The sequence below is a fragment of the Eikenella sp. NML03-A-027 genome (assembly GCF_001648395.1).
Lineage (GTDB): Bacteria > Pseudomonadota > Gammaproteobacteria > Burkholderiales > Neisseriaceae > Eikenella > Eikenella exigua.
Genome location: NZ_LXSM01000016.1, coordinates 21,432 through 44,655 on the forward strand (window position 1 = coordinate 21,432; position 23,224 = coordinate 44,655).

20 protein-coding genes, 1 tRNA gene and 2 pseudogenes are annotated in these 23,224 nt (G+C 56.9%); 8 read left to right on the forward strand and 15 right to left on the reverse strand.

The window, feature by feature from the left end:
* Positions 1–143: 143 nt before the first annotated feature.
* The 5 genes from A7P96_RS05585 to A7P96_RS05605 all read right to left on the reverse strand — a co-directional run bounded on the left by A7P96_RS05585 (position 144) and on the right by A7P96_RS05605 (position 6,370).
* Positions 144–485: a YbaB/EbfC family nucleoid-associated protein gene (locus A7P96_RS05585; RefSeq protein WP_067525423.1), complete on the reverse strand. Its 342-nt coding sequence runs from the start codon at positions 483–485 to the stop codon at positions 144–146.
* A 53-nt stretch (positions 486–538) separates the two neighbouring features.
* Positions 539–2,854, reverse strand: a complete 2,316-nt coding sequence (gene dnaX, locus A7P96_RS05590; RefSeq protein WP_067526330.1) for a DNA polymerase III subunit gamma/tau — start codon at positions 2,852–2,854, stop codon at positions 539–541.
* Positions 2,855–3,143: 289 nt separating this feature from the next.
* Positions 3,144–3,401, reverse strand: a complete 258-nt coding sequence (locus tag A7P96_RS05595; protein ID WP_067525426.1) for a DUF333 domain-containing protein — start codon at positions 3,399–3,401, stop codon at positions 3,144–3,146.
* 250 nt (positions 3,402–3,651) lie between these two features.
* Positions 3,652–5,637 (reverse strand): DUF3488 and transglutaminase-like domain-containing protein, encoded by a 1,986-nt coding sequence (locus A7P96_RS05600; protein ID WP_067525428.1) that lies wholly within the window; start codon positions 5,635–5,637, stop codon positions 3,652–3,654.
* Between the two features lie 208 nt (positions 5,638–5,845).
* Positions 5,846–6,370 (reverse strand): hypothetical protein, encoded by a 525-nt coding sequence (locus A7P96_RS05605; RefSeq protein ID WP_067526331.1) that lies wholly within the window; start codon positions 6,368–6,370, stop codon positions 5,846–5,848.
* 480 nt (positions 6,371–6,850) lie between these two features.
* Between A7P96_RS05605 and A7P96_RS05610 the strand changes: the two genes are divergently transcribed.
* Together A7P96_RS05610 and A7P96_RS05615 are read left to right on the forward strand one after the other, a co-directional pair.
* Complete coding sequence (locus tag A7P96_RS05610) at positions 6,851–7,303, forward strand: hypothetical protein (RefSeq protein WP_231863642.1); 453 nt, start codon at positions 6,851–6,853, stop codon at positions 7,301–7,303.
* Positions 7,304–7,370: 67 nt separating this feature from the next.
* Positions 7,371–7,760, forward strand: coding sequence for a hypothetical protein (locus tag A7P96_RS05615; protein ID WP_064083976.1), 390 nt, complete (start codon positions 7,371–7,373; stop codon positions 7,758–7,760).
* A gap of 253 nt (positions 7,761–8,013) precedes the next feature.
* Here A7P96_RS05615 and A7P96_RS05620 read toward each other — a convergent pair whose 3' ends face one another.
* The 5 genes from A7P96_RS05620 to parC all read right to left on the reverse strand — a co-directional run bounded on the left by A7P96_RS05620 (position 8,014) and on the right by parC (position 14,816).
* Positions 8,014–8,757 carry a class I SAM-dependent methyltransferase gene (locus tag A7P96_RS05620; RefSeq protein ID WP_067525430.1) on the reverse strand — a complete coding sequence of 248 codons (744 nt, stop codon included), beginning with the start codon at positions 8,755–8,757 and terminating at the stop codon, positions 8,014–8,016.
* A 60-nt stretch (positions 8,758–8,817) separates the two neighbouring features.
* Positions 8,818–9,234, reverse strand: a complete 417-nt coding sequence (locus A7P96_RS05625; protein WP_067525432.1) for a hypothetical protein — start codon at positions 9,232–9,234, stop codon at positions 8,818–8,820.
* An 89-nt stretch (positions 9,235–9,323) separates the two neighbouring features.
* A complete protein-coding gene (locus A7P96_RS05630) occupies positions 9,324–10,907 on the reverse strand; it encodes a sigma-54 dependent transcriptional regulator (protein ID WP_067525434.1) in 1,584 nt (527 codons plus the stop codon).
* On the reverse strand, positions 10,900–12,507 hold the full coding sequence (locus A7P96_RS05635; RefSeq protein WP_067525436.1) for a PAS domain-containing sensor histidine kinase: 1,608 nt from the start codon (positions 12,505–12,507) through the stop codon (positions 10,900–10,902). Before A7P96_RS05635 ends, A7P96_RS05630 begins: the two co-directional genes overlap by 8 nt.
* Positions 12,504–14,816 carry a DNA topoisomerase IV subunit A gene (parC, locus tag A7P96_RS05640; RefSeq protein WP_067525438.1) on the reverse strand — a complete coding sequence of 771 codons (2,313 nt, stop codon included), beginning with the start codon at positions 14,814–14,816 and terminating at the stop codon, positions 12,504–12,506. The genes A7P96_RS05635 and parC overlap by 4 nt, the downstream gene beginning before the upstream one ends.
* A gap of 262 nt (positions 14,817–15,078) precedes the next feature.
* Here parC and A7P96_RS05645 point away from each other — a divergent pair, with 262 nt between their 5' ends.
* The 5 genes from A7P96_RS05645 (at position 15,079) to A7P96_RS05670 (ending at position 19,364) form a co-directional block, all read left to right on the forward strand.
* On the forward strand, positions 15,079–15,336 hold the full coding sequence (locus A7P96_RS05645; protein WP_067525440.1) for a SemiSWEET family transporter: 258 nt from the start codon (positions 15,079–15,081) through the stop codon (positions 15,334–15,336).
* An 88-nt stretch (positions 15,337–15,424) separates the two neighbouring features.
* A complete protein-coding gene (locus A7P96_RS05650; RefSeq protein ID WP_231863643.1) occupies positions 15,425–15,973 on the forward strand; it encodes a methylated-DNA--[protein]-cysteine S-methyltransferase in 549 nt (182 codons plus the stop codon).
* 646 nt (positions 15,974–16,619) lie between these two features.
* Positions 16,620–17,624: a BtrH N-terminal domain-containing protein gene (locus tag A7P96_RS05660; protein ID WP_067525444.1), complete on the forward strand. Its 1,005-nt coding sequence runs from the start codon at positions 16,620–16,622 to the stop codon at positions 17,622–17,624.
* A gap of 148 nt (positions 17,625–17,772) precedes the next feature.
* Positions 17,773–18,615, forward strand: coding sequence for a mechanosensitive ion channel family protein (locus A7P96_RS05665; RefSeq protein ID WP_067525446.1), 843 nt, complete (start codon positions 17,773–17,775; stop codon positions 18,613–18,615).
* 119 nt (positions 18,616–18,734) lie between these two features.
* Positions 18,735–19,364: a DUF421 domain-containing protein gene (locus tag A7P96_RS05670; RefSeq protein ID WP_067525448.1), complete on the forward strand. Its 630-nt coding sequence runs from the start codon at positions 18,735–18,737 to the stop codon at positions 19,362–19,364.
* A 130-nt stretch (positions 19,365–19,494) separates the two neighbouring features.
* On the opposite strand, the pseudogene A7P96_RS05675 reads toward A7P96_RS05670, so the two are convergent.
* The 5 genes and pseudogenes from A7P96_RS05675 to A7P96_RS10735 all read right to left on the reverse strand — a co-directional run.
* A pseudogene (locus tag A7P96_RS05675) lies at positions 19,495–19,818 on the reverse strand (hypothetical protein); the annotation flags it as partial.
* Between the two features lie 100 nt (positions 19,819–19,918).
* Positions 19,919–20,365 carry a GatB/YqeY domain-containing protein gene (locus A7P96_RS05680; RefSeq protein ID WP_067438306.1) on the reverse strand — a complete coding sequence of 149 codons (447 nt, stop codon included), beginning with the start codon at positions 20,363–20,365 and terminating at the stop codon, positions 19,919–19,921.
* A 121-nt stretch (positions 20,366–20,486) separates the two neighbouring features.
* A pseudogene (locus A7P96_RS05685) lies at positions 20,487–20,973 on the reverse strand (anthranilate/aminodeoxychorismate synthase component II).
* A gap of 79 nt (positions 20,974–21,052) precedes the next feature.
* On the reverse strand, positions 21,053–22,231 hold the full coding sequence (locus tag A7P96_RS05690; protein WP_067525452.1) for an NYN domain-containing protein: 1,179 nt from the start codon (positions 22,229–22,231) through the stop codon (positions 21,053–21,055).
* Between the two features lie 41 nt (positions 22,232–22,272).
* Positions 22,273–22,566: a hypothetical protein gene (locus A7P96_RS10735; protein ID WP_156496285.1), complete on the reverse strand. Its 294-nt coding sequence runs from the start codon at positions 22,564–22,566 to the stop codon at positions 22,273–22,275.
* 303 nt (positions 22,567–22,869) lie between these two features.
* Between A7P96_RS10735 and A7P96_RS05695 the strand changes: the two genes are divergently transcribed.
* Positions 22,870–22,954 (forward strand) — tRNA-Leu (locus A7P96_RS05695).
* Positions 22,955–23,224 lie beyond the last annotated feature (270 nt).

A 23,224-nucleotide genomic window follows, 5' to 3' on the forward strand; every position in this document is an offset into this window, starting at 1 on the left:
TTGTTATAGTAGAGCTCTGTTTGGCTGCCTTTTCTAATTTTCAGGTAGCCTCAAGATGGTATGGAGGCTACCTGAAAACTGATGCAAGCCAAACACAAACCGGCTGCCTGATGAGCTTAGGCAGCCGGTGTTTTGTGCGCGGATTACTTGAAGAAGTTGTCCATGCCGGGGGGCAGGCCGAGGCCTTGGGTAAATTGCGACATATGCTGCTGGGCGGCAGCTTCTACTTTGCGGGCGGCATCGTTGAAGGCGGCGGCAATCAGGTCTTCCAGCATTTCTTTGTCGGAAGCGGCATCGGCAGCGAGGCTGTCGTCGATATGCACGCGTTTGACGGCGTGGTGGCAGCTGAGGGAGATTTTCACCATGCCGCCGCCGGCTTCTCCTTCTACGGTGATGTTGGCCAATTCGGCCTGTGCCTGTTTCATTTTTTCCTGCATTTTTTGTGCCTGTTGCATCAGGTTGCCGAGGCCGGCTTTGTTGAACATGAGTGTGCTCCTATTTAAAGAGTGGGTGGGAATAAAAAAGTGCGGGAGCGGCCTTAGGTTTGGCCGTTTTCCTGCAATACAAGGCTTTCGGGTAGCCAGCGGGCGCCGAATAAATTAAGGATATCTTGTGCGGCTAGATCTTGCTCCAGCAGGCTTTGCGCTTGATCGCGGGCGGCCTGGCGCAGGCGCTGTTGGCGCATGGCGTGGGTTTCGGCGGCTGTGCCATCGGCCGGCCAATCGGTAGTGCGGATGCTGACGGGATGGCCGTAGGCGGCGGCCAGGTGCTGCTCAATGCGCTGGATGTGTTCACGGCTGATGCTGACTTGCCCGGCTTCGGCCACGGCAAGGGTGAGCAGGTGTTGCTGCGGGTCGTAACCGAGGCAGGCGGTGTGCTGGGCGCTCATTTGGGCGGCACCGATTTTGGGGGCGATGGCGGTGACGATGTGCGGCCAGGTGTCGGCATCGGGCAGGGGCAGGGCTGCCGTGCCGGGGTGTTCTGGGGTTTCGGCAGCGGCCGATTGGGCGGGAAATGGTTCGTTTTGCCCGTTTTGGCTGTGTAAAAATCCGCTTTGTTCGGTTTCAGGTAGCCTTTCACTGCCTAATTCGGATTCGTTTTGGGATGCGGCATCATGCCTGTGTTGGAGCAGGCTGTCATCTTGGTTTCGGCTATGCGGAAACTCGTTTGCGAGGTTTTGGCTGGGCTCGGTTTCAGGTAGCCTTTGGTTTGGCTGGCTGTCGGGCTGCCGGGTTTCAAAACCGGTGGTCGGCGGGGCATCGTCCCACGGCAGGCTGCTTTCGAAGGCGGCGGGGACGGCTTCTGTCGGGGCAGGTTGCGGCTCGCTAGGATAGAGGCGGCCGGGTTCAGCTGAACCGGGTGCGGACTTACCGGATGCATTTGGGTTGGGCGAAAGCCCGTGCTGACCGTTTGGCCTACCTGAAATGTTTTCAGGTAGCCTTTCGGCATGGCGGGCAGCGGGGGTTGTTTCCTGCGGCAGGGGTTCGTTTTGTGAAAGCCTGCCGTTGTCGTTTGGGCTACCTGAAAAGCTGCCGTGCTCATTTTGGCCGTGCGGAAACTCGCGTTGCCCGCTTTTGCTGCGCAGAAGTTCGCTATGCCCGCTTTCAGGTAGCCTGGGATCGGCTTGGGCGGCTGGGGCTTCTGCGGGATGGTTTTCGGCTGGAATGCGGGCCTTATCCGGCTGCGGTATGGCAGCCGGACGGCGCTTTGGGGCGGGATCGTGCAGTTCGCTGCCGCTGATTTGGCTGCCTTCGGGCAGCTCGGCGGCGGCCAAGGGGGCGAAGGCGAGCAGGCGCAGCAGGGTCATCACGAAGCCGGCGTATTCGTCGGGCGCGAGCGGCAGGTCTTGTTTGCCGTGGATAACGCATTGGTAATACAGCTGGATTTGTTCGTCGCCCAGTTGGCCGGCGAGTTGTTGCAGGGTGTCGCGCTCGGGGTCGTCTGCTGGCACGGCGGCGGGGATGGTTTTGATGAGGGCGAGCTTTTGCAGCAGGAGGGCGAGCTCGCTCAAGGCGCTGTCGAAACCGATGGCGCGGCCGGCCATTTCCTGTGCGGTGGCGAGCAGAGCGGCGCCGTCTTGGCTGGCGGCGGCTTGCAGCAGGGAATAAAGGTAGCGTTGGTCGACGGCGCCGATCATGTGGCGCACGTCGGCTTCGGTTACGCTGCCCGAACCCATGGCGATGGCTTGGTCGAGCAGGCTGAGCGCGTCGCGCATGGAGCCTGCGGCGGCACGGCCGAGCAGGGCGAGGGCGGGGGCTTCATAGGGGATTTGTTCGCTAGTCAGAACGTGTACGAGGTGCTGCGATACCTGCTGGGCGGTCATGTTGCGCAGCACGAATTGCAGGCAGCGGCTGAGTACGGTAACGGGGACTTTGTGCGGGTCGGTGGTGGCGAGGATGAATTTGACGTGTTCGGGCGGCTCTTCCAACGTTTTGAGCATGGCGTTGAACGCGGATTTGGAGAGCATGTGCACTTCGTCGATGATATAGACTTTGTATTTGCCGGCGGTGGGCGCGTATTGGGCGTTTTCCAGCACTTCGCGGATGTTGTCGATACCGGTGTTGGAGGCGGCGTCGATTTCCAGCAGGTCTACAAACCGCCCTGTGTCGATGTCGCGGCAGGATTGGCATTGGCCGCAGGGTTCGCCTTCGTGCGGGGTTTCGCAGTTCAGGCTTTTGGCCAGGATGCGGGCGATGGTGGTTTTGCCCACGCCGCGAGTGCCGGTGAGCAGGTAGGCGTGGTGCAGTCGGCCTTTGCCCAGGGCGTTTTGCAGGGCTTTGACAACGTGTTCCTGCCCGACTAAATCGGCAAAGGTTTTGGGGCGCCACTTGCGGGCGAGAACTTGGTAGGCCATGTGGGATGCTTTGATGGGTTGTTCGGGCGCACGGGTGCGCGGGGTGCGCGCATGATGGTGCTGAAGGCGGTATTTTAGCATTATCGCCGCTATTCTTGGGGCTGGGAAAAGGCAAACAGGCTACCTGAAAATCGGATTTCAGGTAGCCTGCCTGTTTGGCCGGGCGGGGCTTATGTGCCGTTGCCGACGTTGTTGGCGCGGTATAGTGGATTAAAATCGCCATGCTACGGCGTTGGCTCGCCTTGACGTACTGCCTGTACGCCCTGCGGCTCGCCGCCTAGTATCATGTTTATTTTAATCCCCTATAGTATGCCCATTCCTCCACTTCTTTGCCGTCGGGCAGGATGCACATGCCGTATTCGCTGCCGTCTTGGTTTTTACGGATTTCAGACTTGCCGCCCTGCTGCATGCAGTACACGCTGGCGGGATTAGCCGTGCCCACGGCGGGCATAGAGGCGTCGGCTGGCTCAGAGGCGGAAGCAGGGGTTTGGCTACCGGCGCAGGCGGCCAGGCCGAGGGCGGCCATCAAGGGGAAGAAACGTTTCATGGGTTATCCTTTCCGGGTGTTGCGAACGAATTTTCAGGTAGCCTTGTCAAGGTTATAGTGAATTGATTTTAAACCAAGACTGCGTTGACCTACCTTGCTGTGCTACCCATGCTATCTGCAGCTTGCCGCCTTGTCCTGATTTAAATTTAATCCACTATGGGTTTGCCTTGATTAAGACTACCTGAAAGATATATAGATAAACGGAAAATTAAACGTTAATCCGAGTTTGTGCAGGTAAAGGCGCGGTGTTTTACAACCTAACCTTGCGTACGGCGCGGCAACATTGGCGATACCAGCGCTTTTGTGCGGCTTTCGGAGGCAGGCCGTCGGCGTAGTTCCAGCGCTCGTATTGCGCTAGCAGGCTTTCTAGCTCGGGACTGAGATGCTCTTGTTCACGTAAGATGTTGGCAGTTTCGGCGGGGCCAAGGGCGGTGGGGTCGATGCCTTCCACGTCGAGCAGGCATGCTTTGATGCGGGCGAAGCCTTCTTCCAGGAGGTTGGCATAACGCCGGCTGCTGCGCCGCCACCATAACCACAGCGGAATCACGGCTAAGGTGCCGCCAATCAGCAGGAATACGAGCAGGCTCAATAGGTTGAAGCCGCCCAAGCCCAAGCTGTGGAACAGGTTTTGCTGCGAACTGCTGTCGTAGTTCACCACCCATTGTTGCCAGTAAAACTGGCCTTCGGCGCTGAGTTTGTTCCACCATTGCCAATTGCCGCTGCCGGCCACCAGCTCTTGCTCGCCGCCCTCCAGCGCGGAGGAGAGGCCTTGTTCGATGCGGTTGCTGCTCACGGCGGCGGTGGGATCGACGCGCAGCCAGGCCTCTTCTTCGGGCAGCCACACTTCGGCCCAGGCGTGGGCATCTTTGCCGCGCACCTGCCAGAAGCCGCCGTCGGGGTTGTATTCGCCGCCCTGATAGCCGGTAACCACGCGGGCAGGCACGCCGGCGGCGCGCATGATGACCACAAAGCTTTCGGCGTAGTGTTCGCAGAAGCCGCGGCGGTTGTCGAACACGAAGTTGTCGATGCGGTCGGGGCTGCGGTCGAGCGGGGGATTGAGGGTGTAGGCGAAGGATTGGTTGCGGTAATAGGCCAGGGTGCGGTTGACGAAATCGACGGTGTTGGCGGATTGGCTGCGCAGCTGGCGGGCGAGCGAGCGGGTGCGCTGGTTGCTGTAGCCGGGCAGACGGCTCAGCTGGCGCTGGCGCGAGGGGGAGAGTTTTTCAGGTAGCCTGTTGCCGATGGCGGCACGGAGCACGAAACGGCGCAGGCCGTCGTGGCTGCGTACGCGGATAGTGTGGCCTTCGGCAAAACGCATTTTGCTGCGGGCATTGTCAGCGTTGAAGTTGATAATGGGATAGTCTAGCGCAGGAATGCGGCCTTGCTCATCTCGCATAATGATGCTATAGGAAACAATGGTTTGCGTGTAGGCGGTATCGGCACGGGTGGGTAGTTCGTCATCATCGGCACGCCATTGTTCTCCGTCGAACTGGCTCATGGTGATAGCGCGCCAATAGAGATCGGCCGGGTTGGGGGTGTAGCCTCCGTCGAAAGTGGTGTTGAAAGCCAGTTCGTTGCTCTGCACCAAATTGCTGATGCTGCCCGGCTGCATGGTGTCAGACAGGCCGGTTTGGGCTTGGCCGGGTTTTGGTGGCTGCGGAATGCGCCACAGAGGCTCGCTCATGCGTGGCACGGCGATAAATAATACGGCAGTCAGCGGCAGGGTGAGTAGCAGGGCAGTAGCGGCGTGGCGGGCGGCCAGGCGCGGCGGCATATTGAAGAGGGCGATGCAGGTGGCAGTGCCGAACAGGCCGGCCAAAAGCCACAGGCCGATGAACATGCCTTGGTTGAGCAGCACGGTGGCGCCCATCAGGAATACCATGGAGGTGAGCAGCATATGCCAATCGCGCAACACGCGGCTTTCATAGGTTTTTAGCAGCACCAGCAGCAGAAGCAGTGCGCTGCCGCCTTCGCTGCCGAGAAACGTGCCCAACTGAGAAAACACGAAGCCAAACACGGCCAGGCCGCCGATGGCGGTGGCCCAAGCGGGCAGGCCGCGGCTACCGATAAGCGTGAGCCCGAGCTGTATCAGCCACAGCACGCCGAATACGACAATCACGCTGGCAGGCAGGGTAAAGGCCAGCGGCAGGGTGATCCATAAAAGCAGCAATAGAACGCCCAAACGCGGCAGGCGTTCGGGCGGGCAGTTGATATATTCGGGATTAAAAATAAACATGGCGGTTTGAGTTTGACGACGGCTTTGTTTTTGGCTTCGCAGAAGGTTGGCTTCTGCTGTGCCGAAGCTTCGTTGAAGCTCACATTTTTCAGGTAGCCTGAACGGTTGTTTTGGTTTCTTGAAAACTCGGCTTCCTTCGGGAGCTTTGTTTCAGGTAGCCTTTTTATCAGACGGTGTGTTTTGTGTGCCCGTAGCCGACAGTCTGCGTTCAACCGGTAATCAGATTGGGCAGGCTGTGGCTCAGTTGCAGCGAATTGCCGATTATACCCAAATCCGCATCGGCAAAGCAGGCGTTTTCCAAAATCAGCCCGCCGTTGGGGCGCGAGGCGTGCAGGCTCATGCGCATTTGCGCGGGGGTGAAGGGCAACCCGTGTTTGCGGGCGTATTCGGCAGCACGGCGGTTGGCGGTTTGCAGCATCGGAATCAGCGTGATGTCTAAATGAAACACGCGCACGCCCAACACCAAAATACGGGCGGCAAACCAATCTGCTTCTTCGGTGAACACTTCCGGGCTGTGTTGCTCGAAATTGTGCCGCTCGGCAGCAATCAAGCAGGCCAGGGAGCGGATTTGCGGCAGCAGGGCTTCGCACAGCATGAAATCTTGCTGCTGCGGCGTATCGGCCTGCAAATCGGCACGGTGCTGGTTGCCGTCCACGGCCAAATACCAGCGTTGCAGCTCGGTGCGAGGCTGGGCGGGGGGAAGCTGGCGGAGTTGGCGGGCTAGGGCAGACATTTTATGTTCCTGTTCGGCTTGGCGGTTCATGGGAGGGATTCCGTGGGTGAGCGGCCTTGCCGGAGCAAATAAAAAACCGCTCGGGGTTTCCGGGCGGTAGCTTTTCTTTCGGCTAATGTAGCGCGAATCAGGTGCGCAGTATAAAGATACTGCTCAGTTGGGCGGTACCATAAAAAGGAGGCGAAAGAGAAGTTTTGCGTATTCATGGGGGGGTGCCAATGGGGCGGCGTAGGCTGTCAAGTGCCGGGCAGCGACGGGATTGGCGTTTTCAGACAGCCTTTATAAACAGGAGCAGCTGGTTTGGCAACTGTAAAAATAATATTGCAGACAGTATGTTGGAGTAAAGCAGGGTTAAACGGTTTCGAAATTGCTTGCTCCGCTGCTATCATGCGTAACTTTGTGGATACCGCGCGGGCATTCCGAATTCTGTTCCAAATCAGCCGGGCTTGATCAGGTTTGGCTGGCTGTAGGAGAAAAAAGTTGAAATATTCAAATTTATTGTGGCTGCTGCCGCTTTTGGCGCTGGCCGGTTGCATTTCGCCGGAAGCAGCGGGCATCCGCCGGCAGCAGTCGAATATCAATTATGATGACGATGTGAAAATCGGTAGTTCGCGCATGGCCTACGGCTTCCGCAGCCAGCCCACACGCGGCAGGCCGGAGGTGGAGGTGCGGAGCGACAAAGCGCCGGGCGAGGTAGCACAATGCCTGCAAAAACAGCTGCAAACCCGTTTGCGTTTGCCGGAAAACTTTATCCAAGTCCGCAGCTATACCAATTCGGCCTATACTGTGGCACTGCACAACCCCTTCACACATAAAGACGGCGTGGTGATGGATGTGCGGCAACGCGGCGTAAAAAGTTCGGAGATTAAACTGTATGCCAACGGCACCACGCTTTCGCGCGTTTGGCGCAGCATACCGGCAGCGTGCAAGTAGCCGAGTGTTTGCCAATATATTATAATGACAGCGTTTTAATCCGATTAATCACACAGGCAGACGAAACATGAAAAAATATTTGCTGGCTTTGCTGCTGGCCTTGAGCAGCACCGCTTGGGCGCACCGCTTCCCCATCGACAGCATGGAAGTGGCCGTGCTGAAATCTGCTTCTTTCCCGCAGGTTACGCTCACTACCGACGGCTTTTCCTGGTTGCGCACCCTGACTTTGGGTTGGCTGGACGATGGCGCGAAAACTGTGGATATGGTGCAGGGCGTGCGCATTAAAGACGAGAACAACCGCTTCATTACCCACGGCCAGCTGCAAAACTACACCGGCCGCATCGTGGCTCTGCGCCGCAACGGGGCGGGCAATATCGTGGAAATGTGGATACTGACCCCGCAGGAAAACGAAGCATTCAAAGAACGCGCTGCCTTGCTGCAAAACCAGCAGCGTTAAGGCGGGATGAGAAATGAAACCTCCTGCTGCCCCGAATGGGGTGGCGGGAGGTTTTGGTTTGAATGGAGTTGAGATTTTGCTTTCAGGTAGCCTTTGGGAAAAGGCTACCTGAAAAAGTGAAAGCCATTCTATGAGGCTACCTGAAAACGCTGTACTGGGTTTTCAGGTAGCCTTTTTAAACAGAAGGGCTGGATAGTACGTTTAATCCGATGCAGTTTATGTGCGGCAACATATATCAATCCTACGGCTTGAGTTAAGCACCGCTCCCGTTATACACATCAAACCGGGTTGATTTGCCCGTGTATTGGTAATCCGGCTTGCGGCCGCACAGGAAATCGCCCAAGCGCGGGCGTTTGATCACCACACGGGCGGCGGCTGTGGCGAGGGAGGCATCGAGTAGGGTGGCATCATTTTGCGCGGTACCGACCAGCTCGTGGAAAAACGCCATTTCTTTTTTTACCGCTGCCGATTTGCGCCGTTCGGGGTACATCGGGTCGAGATACACCACTTGCGGGCGGCCGATTTCGGCAGCCAGGCGTGGCATATATTCGGCGGCATCGGCGTGGAGCAGGGTGAGGCGGGAAGCGGTTTCGGCAGTATCGGAGTGGAGCAGGGCGCGTGCGAGGCCGTCGGCCAATAGGCAGTATACGGCGGGATGCCGCTCGAAAATATGCACGTTCAGCCCCAAACCGGCCAAAACAAAACTATCGCGGCCGAGCCCGCCGGTGGCATCCCATACAGAGGGCTGTTTGCTGCGGCCGACGGCTTTAGCCAGCAATTCGCCGCCGCCGTGCAGCCGCCTGTGTTGAGCCGCGCCGGCGGTGAAATCTACCCACACGGCGCCTTTGTCGCCCGCGCGGTGCAATACGATGCCGTGTTCTTCGGCGGCCAGGTAGAGGCCGGAAGCAGGTGGGGTATTGGAGACAGTCAATGCGGGATGACGGGCGTAGTCGGGCAGGGTGTGTGGGGTGGGGGTGATGAGTGGGATGGGGTGCATGGTGGCTTATTGTCTTGTGTGAGGAGGTAAGAGGTTTAGTTGTAGCGGTGAGTGTGTTTGTTAGAACAATGAGGCAAAACAGACAAGCGCAAAACCTACCCCTGTCATCAGAAATCCTCGCCAAAATGCGCCTTTATTACTGCCTTCCCAATCACGCTGGGTGATCAACAGCCAGAAAAAGCCGAGAGACCAGGCACACATCCCGATAAGATAAATAAACAGCGCGTCTGTGTTGGATTGCAGGAATACCCACCATAGCGCCATATTGGCACTGAGTGAAATGCCTGAGGCCAGATAGGGTTTGAATTCTTTCCATTTGAGGCCGAACACGTACACAACTAGCGTGGGCAGCATCAATAAGAGAAACAGGCTCAAACCATACCAATCGGCATAAACCATAAACAATACCAGCATCGGCACATAGAACAGTGCGGCGAGCAAGCCGTCCAGTGTGCGAGGATTCGGTTTTTTCCACATTGGCTTCTCCTTGTGTCTGGATTTTGACTTTCAGGTAGCCTCAAAGGCTACCTGAAAGTTTATCTCTTCATTTCAGTCAAGTTATGCGGCTACTCGATTTCCAAGCGTTCCATCCGGTAGCGCATGGATCGGAAGCTGATGCCGAGCAGTTTGGCGGCCTGGGTGCGGTTGTAGCGGGTTTTTTGCAGGGCTTGCTCGATAATCAGCCGCTCTACGTCGTCGAGGTAGTCTTGCACCTGGGTGCGGCCGAGGACGAAGCCGGGCAGGTTATCGAGTTGGCCGCTGTTTTCTGGAGCGGCTGCTTCAGTGGTGTCGGGGCTGCCGCTGTTTTGGCTGACGGCGGCGATGGCGCTGCCCCAGTCGTCGTCTTCATCCAATAGCGGGGAGCTGGAGAGCTGGAGGTCGGCGGCATCGATGGTGTTGTCGGCGGCCAGGGCGACGGCGCGTTCGAGGATGTTTTCCAGCTCGCGGAAGTTGCCGGGATAGCTGTATTGCAAGAGGGCCTGTTTGGCGGGCTGGGTGAGGGTGTAGTCACCGCCTTGGCGGTGTTTGCGCAAGAGCTGGGTGATGAGCTGGGGCAGGTCTTCGCGCATTTCACGCAGGGGCGGCATGGTGAGGGAGACGACATTGAGGCGGTAGAACAAGTCTTGCCGGAATGCGCCTTTGGCCACGAGGGCGGCGAGGTCTTTATGCGTGGCGGAGATGATGCGTACGTCCACTTTCACTTCTTGCGCGTCGCCGATGCGGCGCACGGCTTTTTCCTGGATGGCGCGCAGGAGTTTCACCTGCATGTGCAGGGGTAGGTCGGCTACTTCGTCGAGGAAGAGGGTGCCGCCGTGGGCGTGTTGGAAGAAGCCGAGGCGGTCTTGGTCGGCGCCGGTGAAGCTGCCTTTTTTGTAGCCGAAGAATTCGCTTTCCATCAGGTTTTCGGGGATAGCACCGCAGTTTACAGCCACAAAGGGGCGGTCGCGCCGCTCGGAGAGCTCGTGGATACTGCGCGCGGCCTGTTCCTTACCGGAACCGGATTCGCCGGCGATATACACAGGCACAGTGGTGCGGGCAAGTTTGCGGATCATCTGCCGAGCTTCTTCGATTTGCGGGGAGCGGCCGATGAGGCGGGGGATGTCTTCGGGATTGGCGGCAGGCTGTTTGTCGGCTGCAGGCTGGAGCTTGCGGCCGGCGGCCTTGCTCTCTTCCTGCGGTTCTTCGTTTTCAGGTAGCCCTTCGTCTGCACCGTCTGCTTGGGGCGGAGGTTCTTCTTTGGCCGGTGCGGGGGCGGGGCGGCTGTCTTCTTCGTGGATTTTGATGGCGGATTTCACCAGGGTGCGCAGTTGCGCCAGGGTGATGGGCTTTTGCAGGTAGTCGAAGGCGCCGGTTTTGATGGCCTGCACGGCCTGGTCGGCATTGCCGAAGGCGGTGATCACGGCCACGGGCACGTCGAGCTCTTTTTCGTTAATATATTCCACCACTTCGAGCCCGGAGCCGTCGGGCATGCGCATATCGGTGAGCACGAGGGAGAATTTTTTGCTGTCGAGCCACTTTTTAGCGGCATTGACGCCCTCGGCGGTTTCTACCGACAGACCCATTTTCATCAGGGTCATTTCCATCAGGTCACGGATGTCTTGTTCGTCGTCCACAACCAATACTGGTTTTTGCAGGCTTTGTTTACTCATTGATATCTTTCGGCATAATTAGTTCGAATCCCTTGATTTCGGGATGATAATGAAGCTGGCCGGAGTTAGCGTGCGCCAATTCGCGTGCCACATACAGCCCCAGCCCGGTGCCTTCGGCGCGGGTGGTAAAAAACGGTTCGAACAGGCGCGGCTGGTTTTCGGGCGATACGCCGGGGCCGTCGTCCATCACAGTGAGCGATACGGATACGTTGTCGTCGGTGGGCTTAACCAATACGGTAATGGAATCGGCCTGCTTGCTGCCGTGCTGCCAGGCATTGTTGATGAGGTTCCACATAATCTGCTGCAAGTGCATTTTATCGAAATACACTTTTAGTGCGCCGCCCTGCATATAAAGGTGTACGGCGTGTTTGGCTTCGGGACGGGTGAGCAGGAATTCCTGTTTGAAATCAAACCAGAATTTCATCAGGTTGATCACTTGGGCGTCGAGCCGGTCGCTCTTGTTCAGGCTGCTCACTTCTTCCAGCATTTTATCGATGCGCTGGATGTTGTTGTCGATGATGCCGTGCAGCTTGGAGATCATAGGGTCTTCGTTTTCTTCGGCCAGGAGGCTGTTGGATTGGCGGATGGCGGAGAGCGGGTTACGGATTTCGTGCGCTAGGTTGGCGGTAAGTTGGCCGAGCGCGGCCAGCTTGGTGGCCATGGCTTCCACAGCCACTTCTTGGTCGGAGCGAATAAACAGCATCAGCAGCGATTCGTCTTCGCGCACCAATGGGCGGGCGCGCACCTGTACGCCTTGCCCACCCAGCTCGGCATGGGTGATGAAATTGCGCGTGGGGGTGCGCTGCCAGCGTTTCACTAGGAGGGTAAACATTTCTTCGTAGCGGTCGAGTTGCACATAGGGAAAATAGTGGCCGGCCTGGCGGTTCATCAGCCAGATGCGGCTGCCGGTGTCCACCACCACCACGGCCTCGGCCACATGGTTGAGCACCAGTTCGTTCAGGCCTTTGAGGCGGTCGAAGGCGCGGCGGTGTTTGCTCAGGGTGGAGGAGGCGCGGTTGAGGAAAGAGGCGTAAAACGAGGTGAGCAACGCCACCAGATAGCCTACCGCCGAGAGCACGATGGTATGGATAATCGCACTGCTGCCGGCTTGGCTGTTGGCTTCAAACGGCCAATAATGCAGCCAAGTGCCGATAAACAACAGGAGGGCAACGTAGGAGGCATATAGGAGCGGGTAGCGGCCGTGGCTGAGCAGGCAGGATACGCCGATAAAGGGCAGGATGAGGATGCCGAAGCCGGAGGCAATGCCACCAGCTAGGTGCATCAGTATCACCATCATAGTGATGTCGACCACCGCACTGATGTTGGGCAGATTGTTTCTTTGTTGCTGCCAGTTGGGAAACGCCATGCTGAACACGATTAGCCCTCCGTATACTGCTGCCCAAATATAGAAGCGGCTGCTGAAAATGGGCATTGAGGCCAGCCTAGCCATGCCCACATTTGAGCCGTAGGCATTTACCAACACGTGGAAGGTGAGCAGCGAGAGCAAGAGGCTCACGCGGGCGATGTTCATCAGCCAGGGCAGGCGGTCGAGTTGGCTGTCCCATTCGTTGGGGGCATACGGTTTCGGCAGTTGGGTCATGCTTCGCCCTCCTTCGTGCTGCTCAGGCTGATGAGGCTACCTGAAACATTCAGCACCCGGCCTTTGCGGCCGCGTTTGCCTTCAATGTCCTGCACGCGTAAGCGTTCGCGGTGTGCCGCGCCGCGTTTGCCGCGGCTGCATACCCAGAAATCGGGGGTGGACACCAAGGCGGTCAGTTGCAGCGTGTCGTTGCCACGCAAAGACATCAGTTGCAGGCCACGCCCTTTGGCCATCACTTTCAATTCGCCAATCGGGAAGGCGAGCAGGTGTTTTCCCGCGCTGGCCAGCACCAATCGGCAATCAGGGTTGATCAGTGCAGACTGGCGTACCGGCTGCGGCATCAGCAGGGTTTCGCCCGCCTCCAGTTTTACCACTTCCTTGCCCGCCTTCACGCGGCCGACCAAATCGCCCAGTTTGACGATGAAGCCATAGCCGCCGCTGCTGGCGAGCAGGTAGTGCTCTTGTGGCTGCCCGGCCAGCATGGTGAGCACCGACGCGTCCGGCTGCAATTCTAAGAGTGAGGCCAGCGGCACGCCGTCGCCGCGCCCACCGGGGATTTCGGCCGGGTCGATGGTGTAGCTGCGGCCGAGCGTGTCGAGCACCACTACCGGGTCGACAGTGCGCGTTTCCAGCGTTTGCTGTAATTCGTCGCCTTCTTTAAACGCGGTGGCCGACAAATCCAGCCCATGCCCGGCCCGGCTGCGAATCCAGCCCTGGCGCGACAGGATAAGCGTTACCGGCTCGTCGGCCGTGGTGTGGGTGAGCGCGGCGCGTTCGGCTTCGGCCACCAGCGTGCGGCGCGGGTCGCCAAATTGCTTGGCATCGGCCTGCATCTCTTTGATGATGAGCTTTTTCTTCGCACCTTCGTCGGCCAATAAGTTTTTCAGGTAGCCTTCTTCCTCGCGCAAATCGGCCAATTCATGCTCCAGTTTGAAACCTTCCAAACGGGCGAGCTGGCGCAGTCGGATTTCCAAAATATCTTCGGCTTGGATTTCGGAGAGGCCGAAGGCGGCCATCAATTCGGGCTTGGGCTCGCCGGCTTCGCGGATAACACGGATAACCTCGTCGATGTGCAAAAAGGCGGTCATGCGCCCGTCGAGGATATGGATGCGTTTGAGCACCTGTTCCAAGCGGTGTTGCAGGCGGCGGGTTACGGTGGACACGCGGAAATCGAGCCACTCCTGCAAAATAGTTTTCAGGTTTTTCTGTGCGGGGCGGTTGTCGAGTCCGATCATCACCAGATTGGCCGGCACATTGCCTTCCAGCCCGGTTTGCGCCATTAAGGTGTTGATGAAGTTATCCGGCTCGATGCGGCTGGATTTGGGTTCGAACACGAGGCGCACGGGGTGCTCGCCGTCGCTCTCGTCGCGTACTTTGTCGATGAGCTCGAGCATCAGCTTTTTGGTGTTGAGCTGGTCTTGGTTGAGCTGTTTTTTGCCGGATTTGGGCTTAGGGTTGGTTTGCTCTTCGATTTCGGCCAGGATTTTCTGCGCGCTGGTGTTGGGTGGCAGCTCGGTGATGATGAGGCGCCATTGGCCGCGTGCCAGTTTTTCGATTTCGTAGCGCACGCGCACGCGGATGCTGCCTTTGCCGGTTTCGTAGAGCTGGAGTAGGTCTTTGGCCGGGGTGATGATGTGGCCGCCGCTGGCGAAATCGGGGGCGGGGATGTACTCCATCAGTTCGGCGGTGGTGAGCGCGGGCTTTTTGAGCAGGGCCACGGCGGCGGCGGTTACTTCGCCCAGGTTGTGCGGCGGGATTTCGGTGGCCATACCCACGGCGATGCCGGAGGCACCGTTGAGCAGCACCATAGGCAGGCGGGCGGGCAGGGCTACGGGTTCGTCAAACGCGCCGTCGTAATTCGGCACAAAATCCACCGTGCCTTGATGCAACTCGGAAAGCAGCAACTCGGCAATCGGGGTGAGGCGGGCTTCGGTGTAGCGCATGGCGGCCGCGCCGTCGCCGTCGCGCGAGCCGAAGTTGCCGATGCCGTCGATTAAGGGATAGCGCAGGGTGAAGTCTTGCGCCATGCGCACCATGGCGTCGTAGGCGGAAGCGTCGCCGTGCGGGTGGTATTTGCCCAGGATTTCGCCCACCACACGCGCGGATTTCACCGGCTTGGAATTGGCGGCCAGCCCCATTTCTTTCATGGCAAACAGGATGCGCCGCTGCACGGGCTTTTGGCCGTCGCCCACGTCGGGCAGGGCGCGGCCTTTCACCACGCTCATGGCGTATTCGAGGTAGGCGCGTTCGGCGTAGGGGGCGAGCAGCAGGATGTCGCTGTTTTCAGCGGATGCGGTGTTTTCTGGCATGGTGTGGCTGGTGTTTCGGTTGCTAAACGCCGTAATTGTAAAGCAAGCAAGGGTTTTCAGGTAGCCTGCGGGGCGGTGGGGTTGGCTGAAACCATCGCGGGAGAACGGGTTAAGTTTTGTAGTATGCCTTGCGGGCGGCGGGGGAGCGAGTTTTATAATCACGCACTTTCAGCTGCGCCCGCATGAAGAAGGCTACCTGAAAACGGGAAGCCGGCATTTGCCGGCACGAAACGTCTGACTCACTCTTTATAAAGAGGCAAAAATGAACGAAAAGCAAATCCGCATTCTGGCCGTGGTGGCCACTGTGATGGCCGTGGGCATGTATGTGGCCTACATCCCGCAGATTGCCAACAACCTGGCCGGGCATAAAGGCAGCCCGATCCAGCCTTTGGTGGCCGCCGTAAACTGTACGTTGTGGGTTCTCTACGGCCTGTTTAAGAAACCGCGCGACCTCCCCGTGGCGCTGGCCAACGCGCCCGGCATCGTGTTCGGGCTGGTAGCCTTCGTCACCGCGCTGTAAGCCTTTTTACCATCGCAGCAGCCAAGTTTTCAGGTAGCCTTTTGCCAGCACGGCAGGCTACCTGAAAATATTGCACGGTTTCTGCCCAATGCCATCCAACCCCCAAGCCATGCTCTATCTGCACGCCTTTCCCTCGCCCTTGGGCAACATCCTAGCCGCCGCCAGCGAGCGTGGCCTGTGCCTGCTCGAATTTGCCGGCAGCCAGCGCATCGACGATGAATTGCGCGACCTCCAGCGCCTGCTCGGCTGCCAAACCAAGCAGGGCGAAAACGAACACGCCCGCCTGGTGCAAACCCAGCTGGGCGAATATTTCCAAGGCACGCGCCGCGAGTTTAGCGTGCCGCTGCACGCCCCCGGCAGCCCGTTTCAGCGGCGGGTGTGGAGTGCGCTGCAAACCATCCCCTACGGCGAAACCACCCATTATCAGGCGCTGGCCGAACAGCTCGGCAACCCTGCCGCCGTGCGCGCCGTAGCCGCCGCCAACGGCGCCAACCGCCTCTCCATCCTCATTCCCTGCCACCGCGTCATCGGCAAAGACGGCAGCCTCACCGGCTACGGCGGCGGCCTGCAGCGCAAACAATGGCTGCTCGACCACGAACAGGGCAGGCATCAGGTGCAGCCCGATTTGTTGGGATAAATAGAGGCGTTTCAGGTAGCCTGCCCGTGCGCTCAAGGCTACCTGAAAGAGTGAATCCGGTGGGCCTATGCTGACATTTGCAGTTTCGAGCCTTTTAGCTTTTCAGGTAGCCTTTTACTATGTGCAATCTGTTCACCTTTGCGCCTCATGCCGGCGCGGGCACTCGTTTAGCTACGCAAAAACAAGCCCTCTTGCAGAGCTCTTGTTTTAACTGCGTTAAAACGAACCCTTCTAGCGAAGGTTTCGTTTTTACTTCGCAGAAACTCGTCCTCCTTCGGAGACCTCGTTTTCTTTGCCTTGCCAAAGAAAAGGAAGCAAAAGAAAGGCGACTGCGGGTACAGGTTTGGCTTCGCCAAACTTCCCTCACTCCGCGCGGTTTTTCGGGCGGGCTCGCACCTTGCGGCTTCGCCGCTTCGAACATGCAAGCCCTTGTTCCCCGAAAAACCGCGCTCCGCTCGGCTGTGCCAGCAGACGGATGGCAAGACCGATAGGTTTAAGGGAGAGTTAACTGTATTTATCTTGTTAGATGTCCAAGGCTACCTGAAGCAGTAGGTTTTATCCCGTCTGCCGTAATATAGGCTACCTGAAATTCCATCCGCTTCATTTTTCACGTATCATCTGCCTCCCCGCAACCAACGCCAACGTCATGACTACCTTCACCCACCAACACACCGCCCACTGCGAAAGCGGCGTGATGTCCGCCCTTCTCACCCATCACGGCTGCGCCATGAACGAAGCCATGGTGTTCGGGCTGGCTCATGCGCTCACTTTTGTGTATTTGCCCGTGGTCAAGCTCAACAGCATGCCCCTGATTTCCTACCGCATCGCCCCGCGCGGCATCATCAAAAACGTTTGCCGCGCCCTCGGTGTGAAGCTGGATATGCGCAAATTCGCCCAAGCCGAGCGTGGTGCGGCTGCGCTGGATGAGGCGCTGTTGCGCGGGCAGATTGCCGGTTTGCAAACCTCCGTGTATTGGCTGCCTTATTTCCCGCCCGAAATGCGCTTTCATTTCAACGCCCACAATCTGTTGGTGTATGGCCGCGAAGGCGGGGATTATTTAATCAGCGACCCCGTGTTTGAAACGCCCCAGCGCTGCGCCGCCGCCGATTTGCAGCGCGCCCGCTTTGCCAAAGGCGCCCTGGCCGGCAAGGGCTTGATGTACACGCTCGACACCGCCAGCCTGCCGACAAAGCAACATCTGGCCGAGCGCCTGCCCGCCTTGCTGTATGCCGCTATCCGCAAAAACGCCAAACAAATGCTCGCCCCCGTGTTTTTCGTGGGTGTGCGCGGCATCCGCACCGTGGCCAAGAAAATCGAACGCCTGCCGCAAGAGCCGGAAAAATACCAAAAGCTGTGGCTTGGCCACTTGGTGCGCATGCAGGAAGAAATCGGCACCGGCGGCGCCGGTTTCCGCTATATTTACGCCTATTTTTTGGAACAGGCCGCCGATATTTGCGCCAACCCCGCCTTGCAAACTGCCTCGCAGGAAATGACCGCCATCGGCGACCAATGGCGGCAGCTGGCCAGCCAGTGCGTGAAACAATGCCGCCGCCCGAGCGAACAAGGCTGCGCCCAAATCGCCGCCTTCCTGCGCGAAATTGCGGATAGGGAAGAAAAACTGTGGTGCGGCTTGCTGCATATTGCGAAATAGGCCTGAGGGCAGAAAGGCTACCTGAAACTTCAGGTAGCCTTTGTAGATAGTTTTATTAAATGCTGAATTACTCACTCTAAACTACTGCTTTGATTTTTAAATTTACTTGTTTAGAATTCTCTTTTTCAACCACACACATACAAAAATCATGGATTTAGATATTCAACAATTCTCTTCAATTTCCGGCTGGGGCCGCCTTTTCGACATTGGCGTGGCATTCGGCACCAATTTGGTTGCTGCGCTGGCGATTTTCCTTATCGGTAAATGGATAGCTGCCCGCCTCGTTATTTTGATGAAGGGCACTTTGATACGTGCCAAAGTGGATAAAACGCTGGTCAGCTTTCTCGGTAATGTGGCTAATATTGGTTTGTTAATCCTCATTATTATTGCCGCATTGGGCAGGCTGGGCATTCCCACCACATCAGTTACCGCTTTAATTGGCGGTGCTGGCTTGGCAGTTGCCCTGTCGCTGAAAGACCAACTGTCGAACTTCGCCGCCGGCGCGCTGATTATCCTGTTCCGCCCGTTCAAAGTGGGCGATTTCATTAGGGTGAACGGTTTTGAAGGCACCGTGAGCGAAATCAAAATGGTGCAGACCGCGCTGAGTACGCCGGATAACGAAGAAGTAATTTTGCCAAACAGCGTGGTGATGAGTAACAGCATTGTAAACCGTTCTTCTAATCCGTTATGCCGCGTGCAGGTGGTGGTGGGCGTGGATTACGCTTGCGATTTGAAAGCCGCCAAAGCCGCCGTATTGAAAGCCGCCACAGAGCATCCATTGTGTGTGCAGACCAAAGATAGGCAGGCCATGGCATACATCACTAATCTGGGCGACAGCGCCATTGAAATCACGCTGTGGGCATGGACGAACGAAGCCGATTTGGGCGCATTCCGCTTCGGCTTGAACGAGCAGGTGGTGGAAAACCTGCGCGCTGCCCATATCAATATTCCCTTCCCACAGCGGGATGTCCATATTATTTCGCAGGTCTGATTAAAAGTATAAAAATTTAGTTGTTTATAGCTGAGGCCATGCCCTTATGCCAGGCGAGCTAACGCTGAAAGAGGTGCTTCGGCTATATCACACGATACCGTTTTATGAGGTACACCCATATGTTTTATGTCATCGTTGCAATCAAACTTATCCTGGGCCTGTTGGCCTTAGTGTTGGTTATTAATCTGACCGGCAAGGGCAATCTTGCGCCGGCTTCGGCCACCGACCAAGTGCAAAACTATGTGCTTGGCGGGATTGTTGGCGGTGTTATCTACAACACCGATATTTCTGTCCCCGTATTTATGTTGATTTTGGCCATTTGGTTTGCAGCGGTTTTATCGCTGCGCTGGCTGAAGAAGAATAACGATTTGGTTAAGATATTAGTGGACGGGCGGCCTGTAATGTTGATTTCCCGCGGCAAAATCGATGTGGACGCGGTGCGTAAAGCAGGCATCTCGGCCAATGATTTGTCCTTTAAGCTGCGTATGCAGGGCATTTATACGGTAAAAGATGTTAAGCAAGCCATTCTTGAACAGGACGGGCAACTCATCGTCACCTCTTTTGGCGAAGAAAACCCGAAATATCCGCTGATTACTGATGGCAATATCCAGCCTACTACGCTGGAGATGATTGATAAAGATGAAGAGTGGTTGCGGTCTGAATTGAAAGAGCAAGGGATAGAAGATATCAGTACAGTATTTCTTGCGGAATACGACAGCGGTAAGATTACTGTTACGGGGTATGAGTAGGTGTAGGCTGACGTTTTGCCCTGTAATCAACTAGAAAGGCTACCTGAAACTTTCAGGTAGCCTTTTCTTTTCAGGTAGCCTTGCTGGCATTTCAAGCAACCTGTTAAAGGCTACCTGAAACTTATCTGCATTATTTTGCCTGTTGTGCGGCCAGTTTTTGCGAGAAGGCGGCCACTTCGTCGCGTTTGGCGCGGGCTTTGCTGCTGTCGATGGCTTTGCGAGCTATATCCACGCCTTCGTCGAGCTCATCGCTGCCGTGCACCACGAGGGCGTGTTTGCTGCCGAGCTGCTGGAACACGTGGGAGAGGATGCCTACCAAATCAATGTGAAACACGCCGATGAGCTGGCTAGCAGCTCCAGCGAGGTTGGTGAGCGAGCCCAACACGTTGAACACGGTGCGTACGCCCAATGCGCGGCGCACGGGGACAACGTATTTCATGCTGCTGTGGTAGTTGGTGGGGGAATGGGGGTTTCTTTGCGGGAAAAGATAAGGCTACCTGAGAGCACAGCCTAAAATTTTTCGGCATCTTTGTTCGGGTAGCCTTTGGCATTTGCTATTTCTGCAAGGCGGTTTTGAGCAGGCGGCTTACATCGCTCATATCGGCTTGGCCAGCGAGGCGTTTTTTCAGCACGCCCATGGCTTTGCCCATGTCGGCCATGCCGGATGCGCCGGTTTGGGCAATGGCTTCGGCCACGGCGCTTTGGATTTCGGCTTCAGACAGCATTTCGGGCAGGTAGCGCTGGAGGATGGCCACTTCGGCCAGCTCTTTGTCGGCCAGGTCTTGGCGGCCGGCTTCGTGATAGATGGCGGCGCTTTCTTTGCGCTGCTTAATCATTTTGCTGAGCATGGCGGTGATTTTGGCATCGTCGGCTTCGGCGCGCTCGTCCACTTCGTAGCGTTTGATTTCGGCATTGGCTAGGCGGATGGTGGAGAGAGTGAGCGTGTCTTTGGCACGCATGGCGGTTTTCATGTCTTCGGTGAGGCGGGTTTTCAGGCTCATGGTGTTCTCCTTTTTGTTTGAGGTTTGAATTTGGGGGTTCAGGTAGCCTTTGGTTTTGCTACGAAGCGAGCCAACGCGGGAGCGGAAGTTAGGCTCACTAGCTATTGCGGCCGCGTACTCTTTAGATGAAGTTAGCCAGCATATCGTGGCCGTGTTCGGTGAGCAGGGCTTCGGGGTGGAATTGTACGCCTTCTACGGTGTGTTGTTTATGGAGCACGTCCATGATTTTACCGTCTGCCGCCCAGACGGTGATGTCGAGGCATTTGGGCAGACCGGCGAGTACGCCGCTGTTGGTGTGGTACACGGGCGATACTTTGCCGTGCATCAGCTCTTGCGCGCACGATGCGGCCGCCGAGCTTGAGTGGCCGGGGCACACGCCCAAAATGGGAATCTGCCCGACAAAGCGGCGCAGAGGGGAGCACGGAAATGCCGGCTTCTTTGGGCGAGCAGGGGTCGGGGCCGATAACAAGGTATTGGGGCCGGAGTTCGGCAATTTCGTCCAGCGCTATGTCGTCGTTGCGGCGCACACTGATTTCCTAGCCGAACTCGGCGAAGTATTGGACGATGCTGTAGATGAAAGAGTCGCAATTATATATAAATAACAGCATGATATGTTTTATTTATGAGTCTGCCTGAATTGGCTTGACAGCAATCGGTTTTGTTTGTTTCAGGTAGCCTTTTGCTTGGCTAGGCTTGTTCGTTTTTCACGATAAAGGCTTTGTTGACGCGGATGCGCTCGCCGCGCCCGGCTTTTTTGATTTCCACCCAGTCGCTGTAGATGGAGTGGATGAGGTCGCGGCCGTTGGCGCAGCCGTATTGGATGGGGTCGATGGCGGCGGGAAGCTGTTTGACTACGTCGCCCAGCCGCGCCCAGCCGTCGGGGTCGGCGGTGGCTTGGATGGCCTGCTGCACGGCGGGAATGAGCTTGGTGAAGGAAGGTTTGGCGGCTTTGGACGAGCTGGCTTCGGCTTTGGCGGACTGGGGTTTACGTTTGGCGGGTTTGCTTTCGGTGGGCTGGTCGTTTTGCTGGCGCGGCTCGTTTGGGTTGGGGCGGGCTTCGCTTCGTTCATTCTGGCTTTGCCGTGCTTCGCGTTGCTCGTTTTGATTTTCAGGTAGCCTTTCGGGGCAGGATTCGGTTTTGCGGCGCACTTGGAGTTGGTTGTTGTCGGTGCGGTGTTCGAAGATGTCGAAGGATTTGATGAGGTCGGAGAGTTTGCCGTAGCCGTAGAGGCGGGAGTCGAAATCGGGGTTGGTGTTGTTGATGTAGCTGCCGATGGGACCGAGGTTGGCCCAGCCGAGGTCGTCGGCGTTTTCGCGCACGGCGCGTTTGAGCAGGGGCAGGGCGTCGGGAGTGTTGTTGCTTTCTTCGGCGGCGGGGGCGTGGGTTTTGCCATTGCCGCGTTCTTTGTTGGCACGCTGTTTTTCGGGCAGGAAGATTTCGGTGTAGATGAATTTGTCGCAGGCTTTGCGGAAGGCGGTGGGGGTTTTCTTTTCGCCGAAGCCGTATACGGTGAGCCCGCTTTCGCGCAGGCGGCTGGCGAGGCGGGTGAAGTCGGAGTCGCTGGATACGATGCAGAAGCCGTCGAAATTGCCGCTGTAGAGCAAGTCCATGGCGTCAATTACCAAGGCCATGTCGGTGGCGTTTTTGCCTTTGGTGTAGGCAAATTGTTGCACGGGGATGATGGCGTGCGGCAGGAGGGCGGCTTTCCATTTGGAGAGGCCGTGGCTCCAATCGCCATAAATGCGTTTTACGCTGGCGATGCCGTATTTGGCGATTTCTTCGAGCAGGCGGTCAATGATGTCGGCGGGGGCGTTGTCGGCGTCGATGAGGACGGCGAGGCGGGCTTGTTGATCGTTTTTCTGCATGGTGTTTGGTTTCTTGGTTGGGGCTACCTGAAAAATGGCTTTCAGGTAGCCTTTGGTGTTAAGGCTATTGGTTTAACAGGGTTTTGAGGTCTTCCACCAGATGGATGGGTGGCGGTTTGACTGACGGCTCCCATCTCCACGGGGCGGCCGTTGCGGTAGGTGGAGGTGGATTCGCCGCCGATAGGGTCTTGGCTGATGTCTGTGCCGTGAAACCGGCTGGCAACAGCAGAGGTGGCAGAAGCCGAAGATGCCGACACTTTCAGGCGCGGCAGGTGGTTTGGATGGGCAACCGTCCAATAGCAGGAGGGCTGCGGATAAGGAGTATTGGTATGCATATGCGGCGATTATATATAGTGGATTCACTTTAAACCAGTACTGCGTTGGCTCGCTATGCTAGCTGCACTCTGCGGCTTATTAACTTGTCCTGATTTAAAGCCAATCTGCTATAATTAAGTATAAACTAGAACTCCACCATCGCACAAAATGAGGTTTTGTCCAGCCCAAAGGCAGCACGGCGGAGTAGGGCTGTGGTTTTATTGCCATTGAAAACACGGTCTTAAACGGCAAAACGGCGGATGTGCAGGTAAAAAACTTTACAAACGTGGAAAAATGCCTATAATGCCGTTTCCTCATCACCTGCCCAGGTGGCGAAATTGGTAGACGCAGGGGACTCAAAATCCCCCGCCGCAAGGTGTGTCGGTTCGAGTCCGACCCTGGGCACCATAAACCGCTTTTCAGCGGTTATTTTTTTATCTTCCCGTACCCACTAAAAACTGCAAAGTAATTTAAATTCAATAGATTGATTTGTTTTGATTTTAACTTTCCATCTTTACAAATCTTCCCTTGTTTTCCAAAAGCCACATCAATCAGTTGGTGCTTTTGTAGGTGCATGGTTAAGATAACTGGCAAAAGCACCAACATCCTAGTATGGCAAATTGAGAGAAAGTATGACTAAAATAAACGGTTATTCTGCCAATAAGGGAAATGTTATGT

What these genes read in the sequence shown, in the direction of transcription:
- A7P96_RS05585 (WP_067525423.1), bottom strand. Translation starts at nt 485, where the DNA reads ATGTTCAACAAAGCCGGCCTCGGCAACCTGATGCAACAGGCACAAAAA.
- dnaX (WP_067526330.1), bottom strand. Translation starts at nt 2,854, where the DNA reads ATGGCCTACCAAGTTCTCGCCCGCAAGTGGCGCCCCAAAACCTTTGCC.
- A7P96_RS05595 (WP_067525426.1), bottom strand. Translation starts at nt 3,401, where the DNA reads ATGAAACGTTTCTTCCCCTTGATGGCCGCCCTCGGCCTGGCCGCCTGC.
- A7P96_RS05600 (WP_067525428.1), bottom strand. Translation starts at nt 5,637, where the DNA reads ATGTTTATTTTTAATCCCGAATATATCAACTGCCCGCCCGAACGCCTG.
- A7P96_RS05605 (WP_067526331.1), bottom strand. Translation starts at nt 6,370, where the DNA reads ATGTCTGCCCTAGCCCGCCAACTCCGCCAGCTTCCCCCCGCCCAGCCT.
- A7P96_RS05615 (WP_064083976.1), top strand. Translation starts at nt 7,371, where the DNA reads ATGAAAAAATATTTGCTGGCTTTGCTGCTGGCCTTGAGCAGCACCGCT.
- A7P96_RS05620 (WP_067525430.1), bottom strand. Translation starts at nt 8,757, where the DNA reads ATGCACCCCATCCCACTCATCACCCCCACCCCACACACCCTGCCCGAC.
- A7P96_RS05625 (WP_067525432.1), bottom strand. Translation starts at nt 9,234, where the DNA reads ATGTGGAAAAAACCGAATCCTCGCACACTGGACGGCTTGCTCGCCGCA.
- A7P96_RS05630 (WP_067525434.1), bottom strand. Translation starts at nt 10,907, where the DNA reads ATGAGTAAACAAAGCCTGCAAAAACCAGTATTGGTTGTGGACGACGAA.
- A7P96_RS05635 (WP_067525436.1), bottom strand. Translation starts at nt 12,507, where the DNA reads ATGACCCAACTGCCGAAACCGTATGCCCCCAACGAATGGGACAGCCAA.
- parC (WP_067525438.1), bottom strand. Translation starts at nt 14,816, where the DNA reads ATGCCAGAAAACACCGCATCCGCTGAAAACAGCGACATCCTGCTGCTC.
- A7P96_RS05645 (WP_067525440.1), top strand. Translation starts at nt 15,079, where the DNA reads ATGAACGAAAAGCAAATCCGCATTCTGGCCGTGGTGGCCACTGTGATG.
- A7P96_RS05650 (WP_231863643.1), top strand. Translation starts at nt 15,425, where the DNA reads ATGCCATCCAACCCCCAAGCCATGCTCTATCTGCACGCCTTTCCCTCG.
- A7P96_RS05660 (WP_067525444.1), top strand. Translation starts at nt 16,620, where the DNA reads ATGACTACCTTCACCCACCAACACACCGCCCACTGCGAAAGCGGCGTG.
- A7P96_RS05665 (WP_067525446.1), top strand. Translation starts at nt 17,773, where the DNA reads ATGGATTTAGATATTCAACAATTCTCTTCAATTTCCGGCTGGGGCCGC.
- A7P96_RS05670 (WP_067525448.1), top strand. Translation starts at nt 18,735, where the DNA reads ATGTTTTATGTCATCGTTGCAATCAAACTTATCCTGGGCCTGTTGGCC.
- A7P96_RS05680 (WP_067438306.1), bottom strand. Translation starts at nt 20,365, where the DNA reads ATGAGCCTGAAAACCCGCCTCACCGAAGACATGAAAACCGCCATGCGT.
- A7P96_RS05690 (WP_067525452.1), bottom strand. Translation starts at nt 22,231, where the DNA reads ATGCAGAAAAACGATCAACAAGCCCGCCTCGCCGTCCTCATCGACGCC.
- A7P96_RS10735 (WP_156496285.1), bottom strand. Translation starts at nt 22,566, where the DNA reads ATGCATACCAATACTCCTTATCCGCAGCCCTCCTGCTATTGGACGGTT.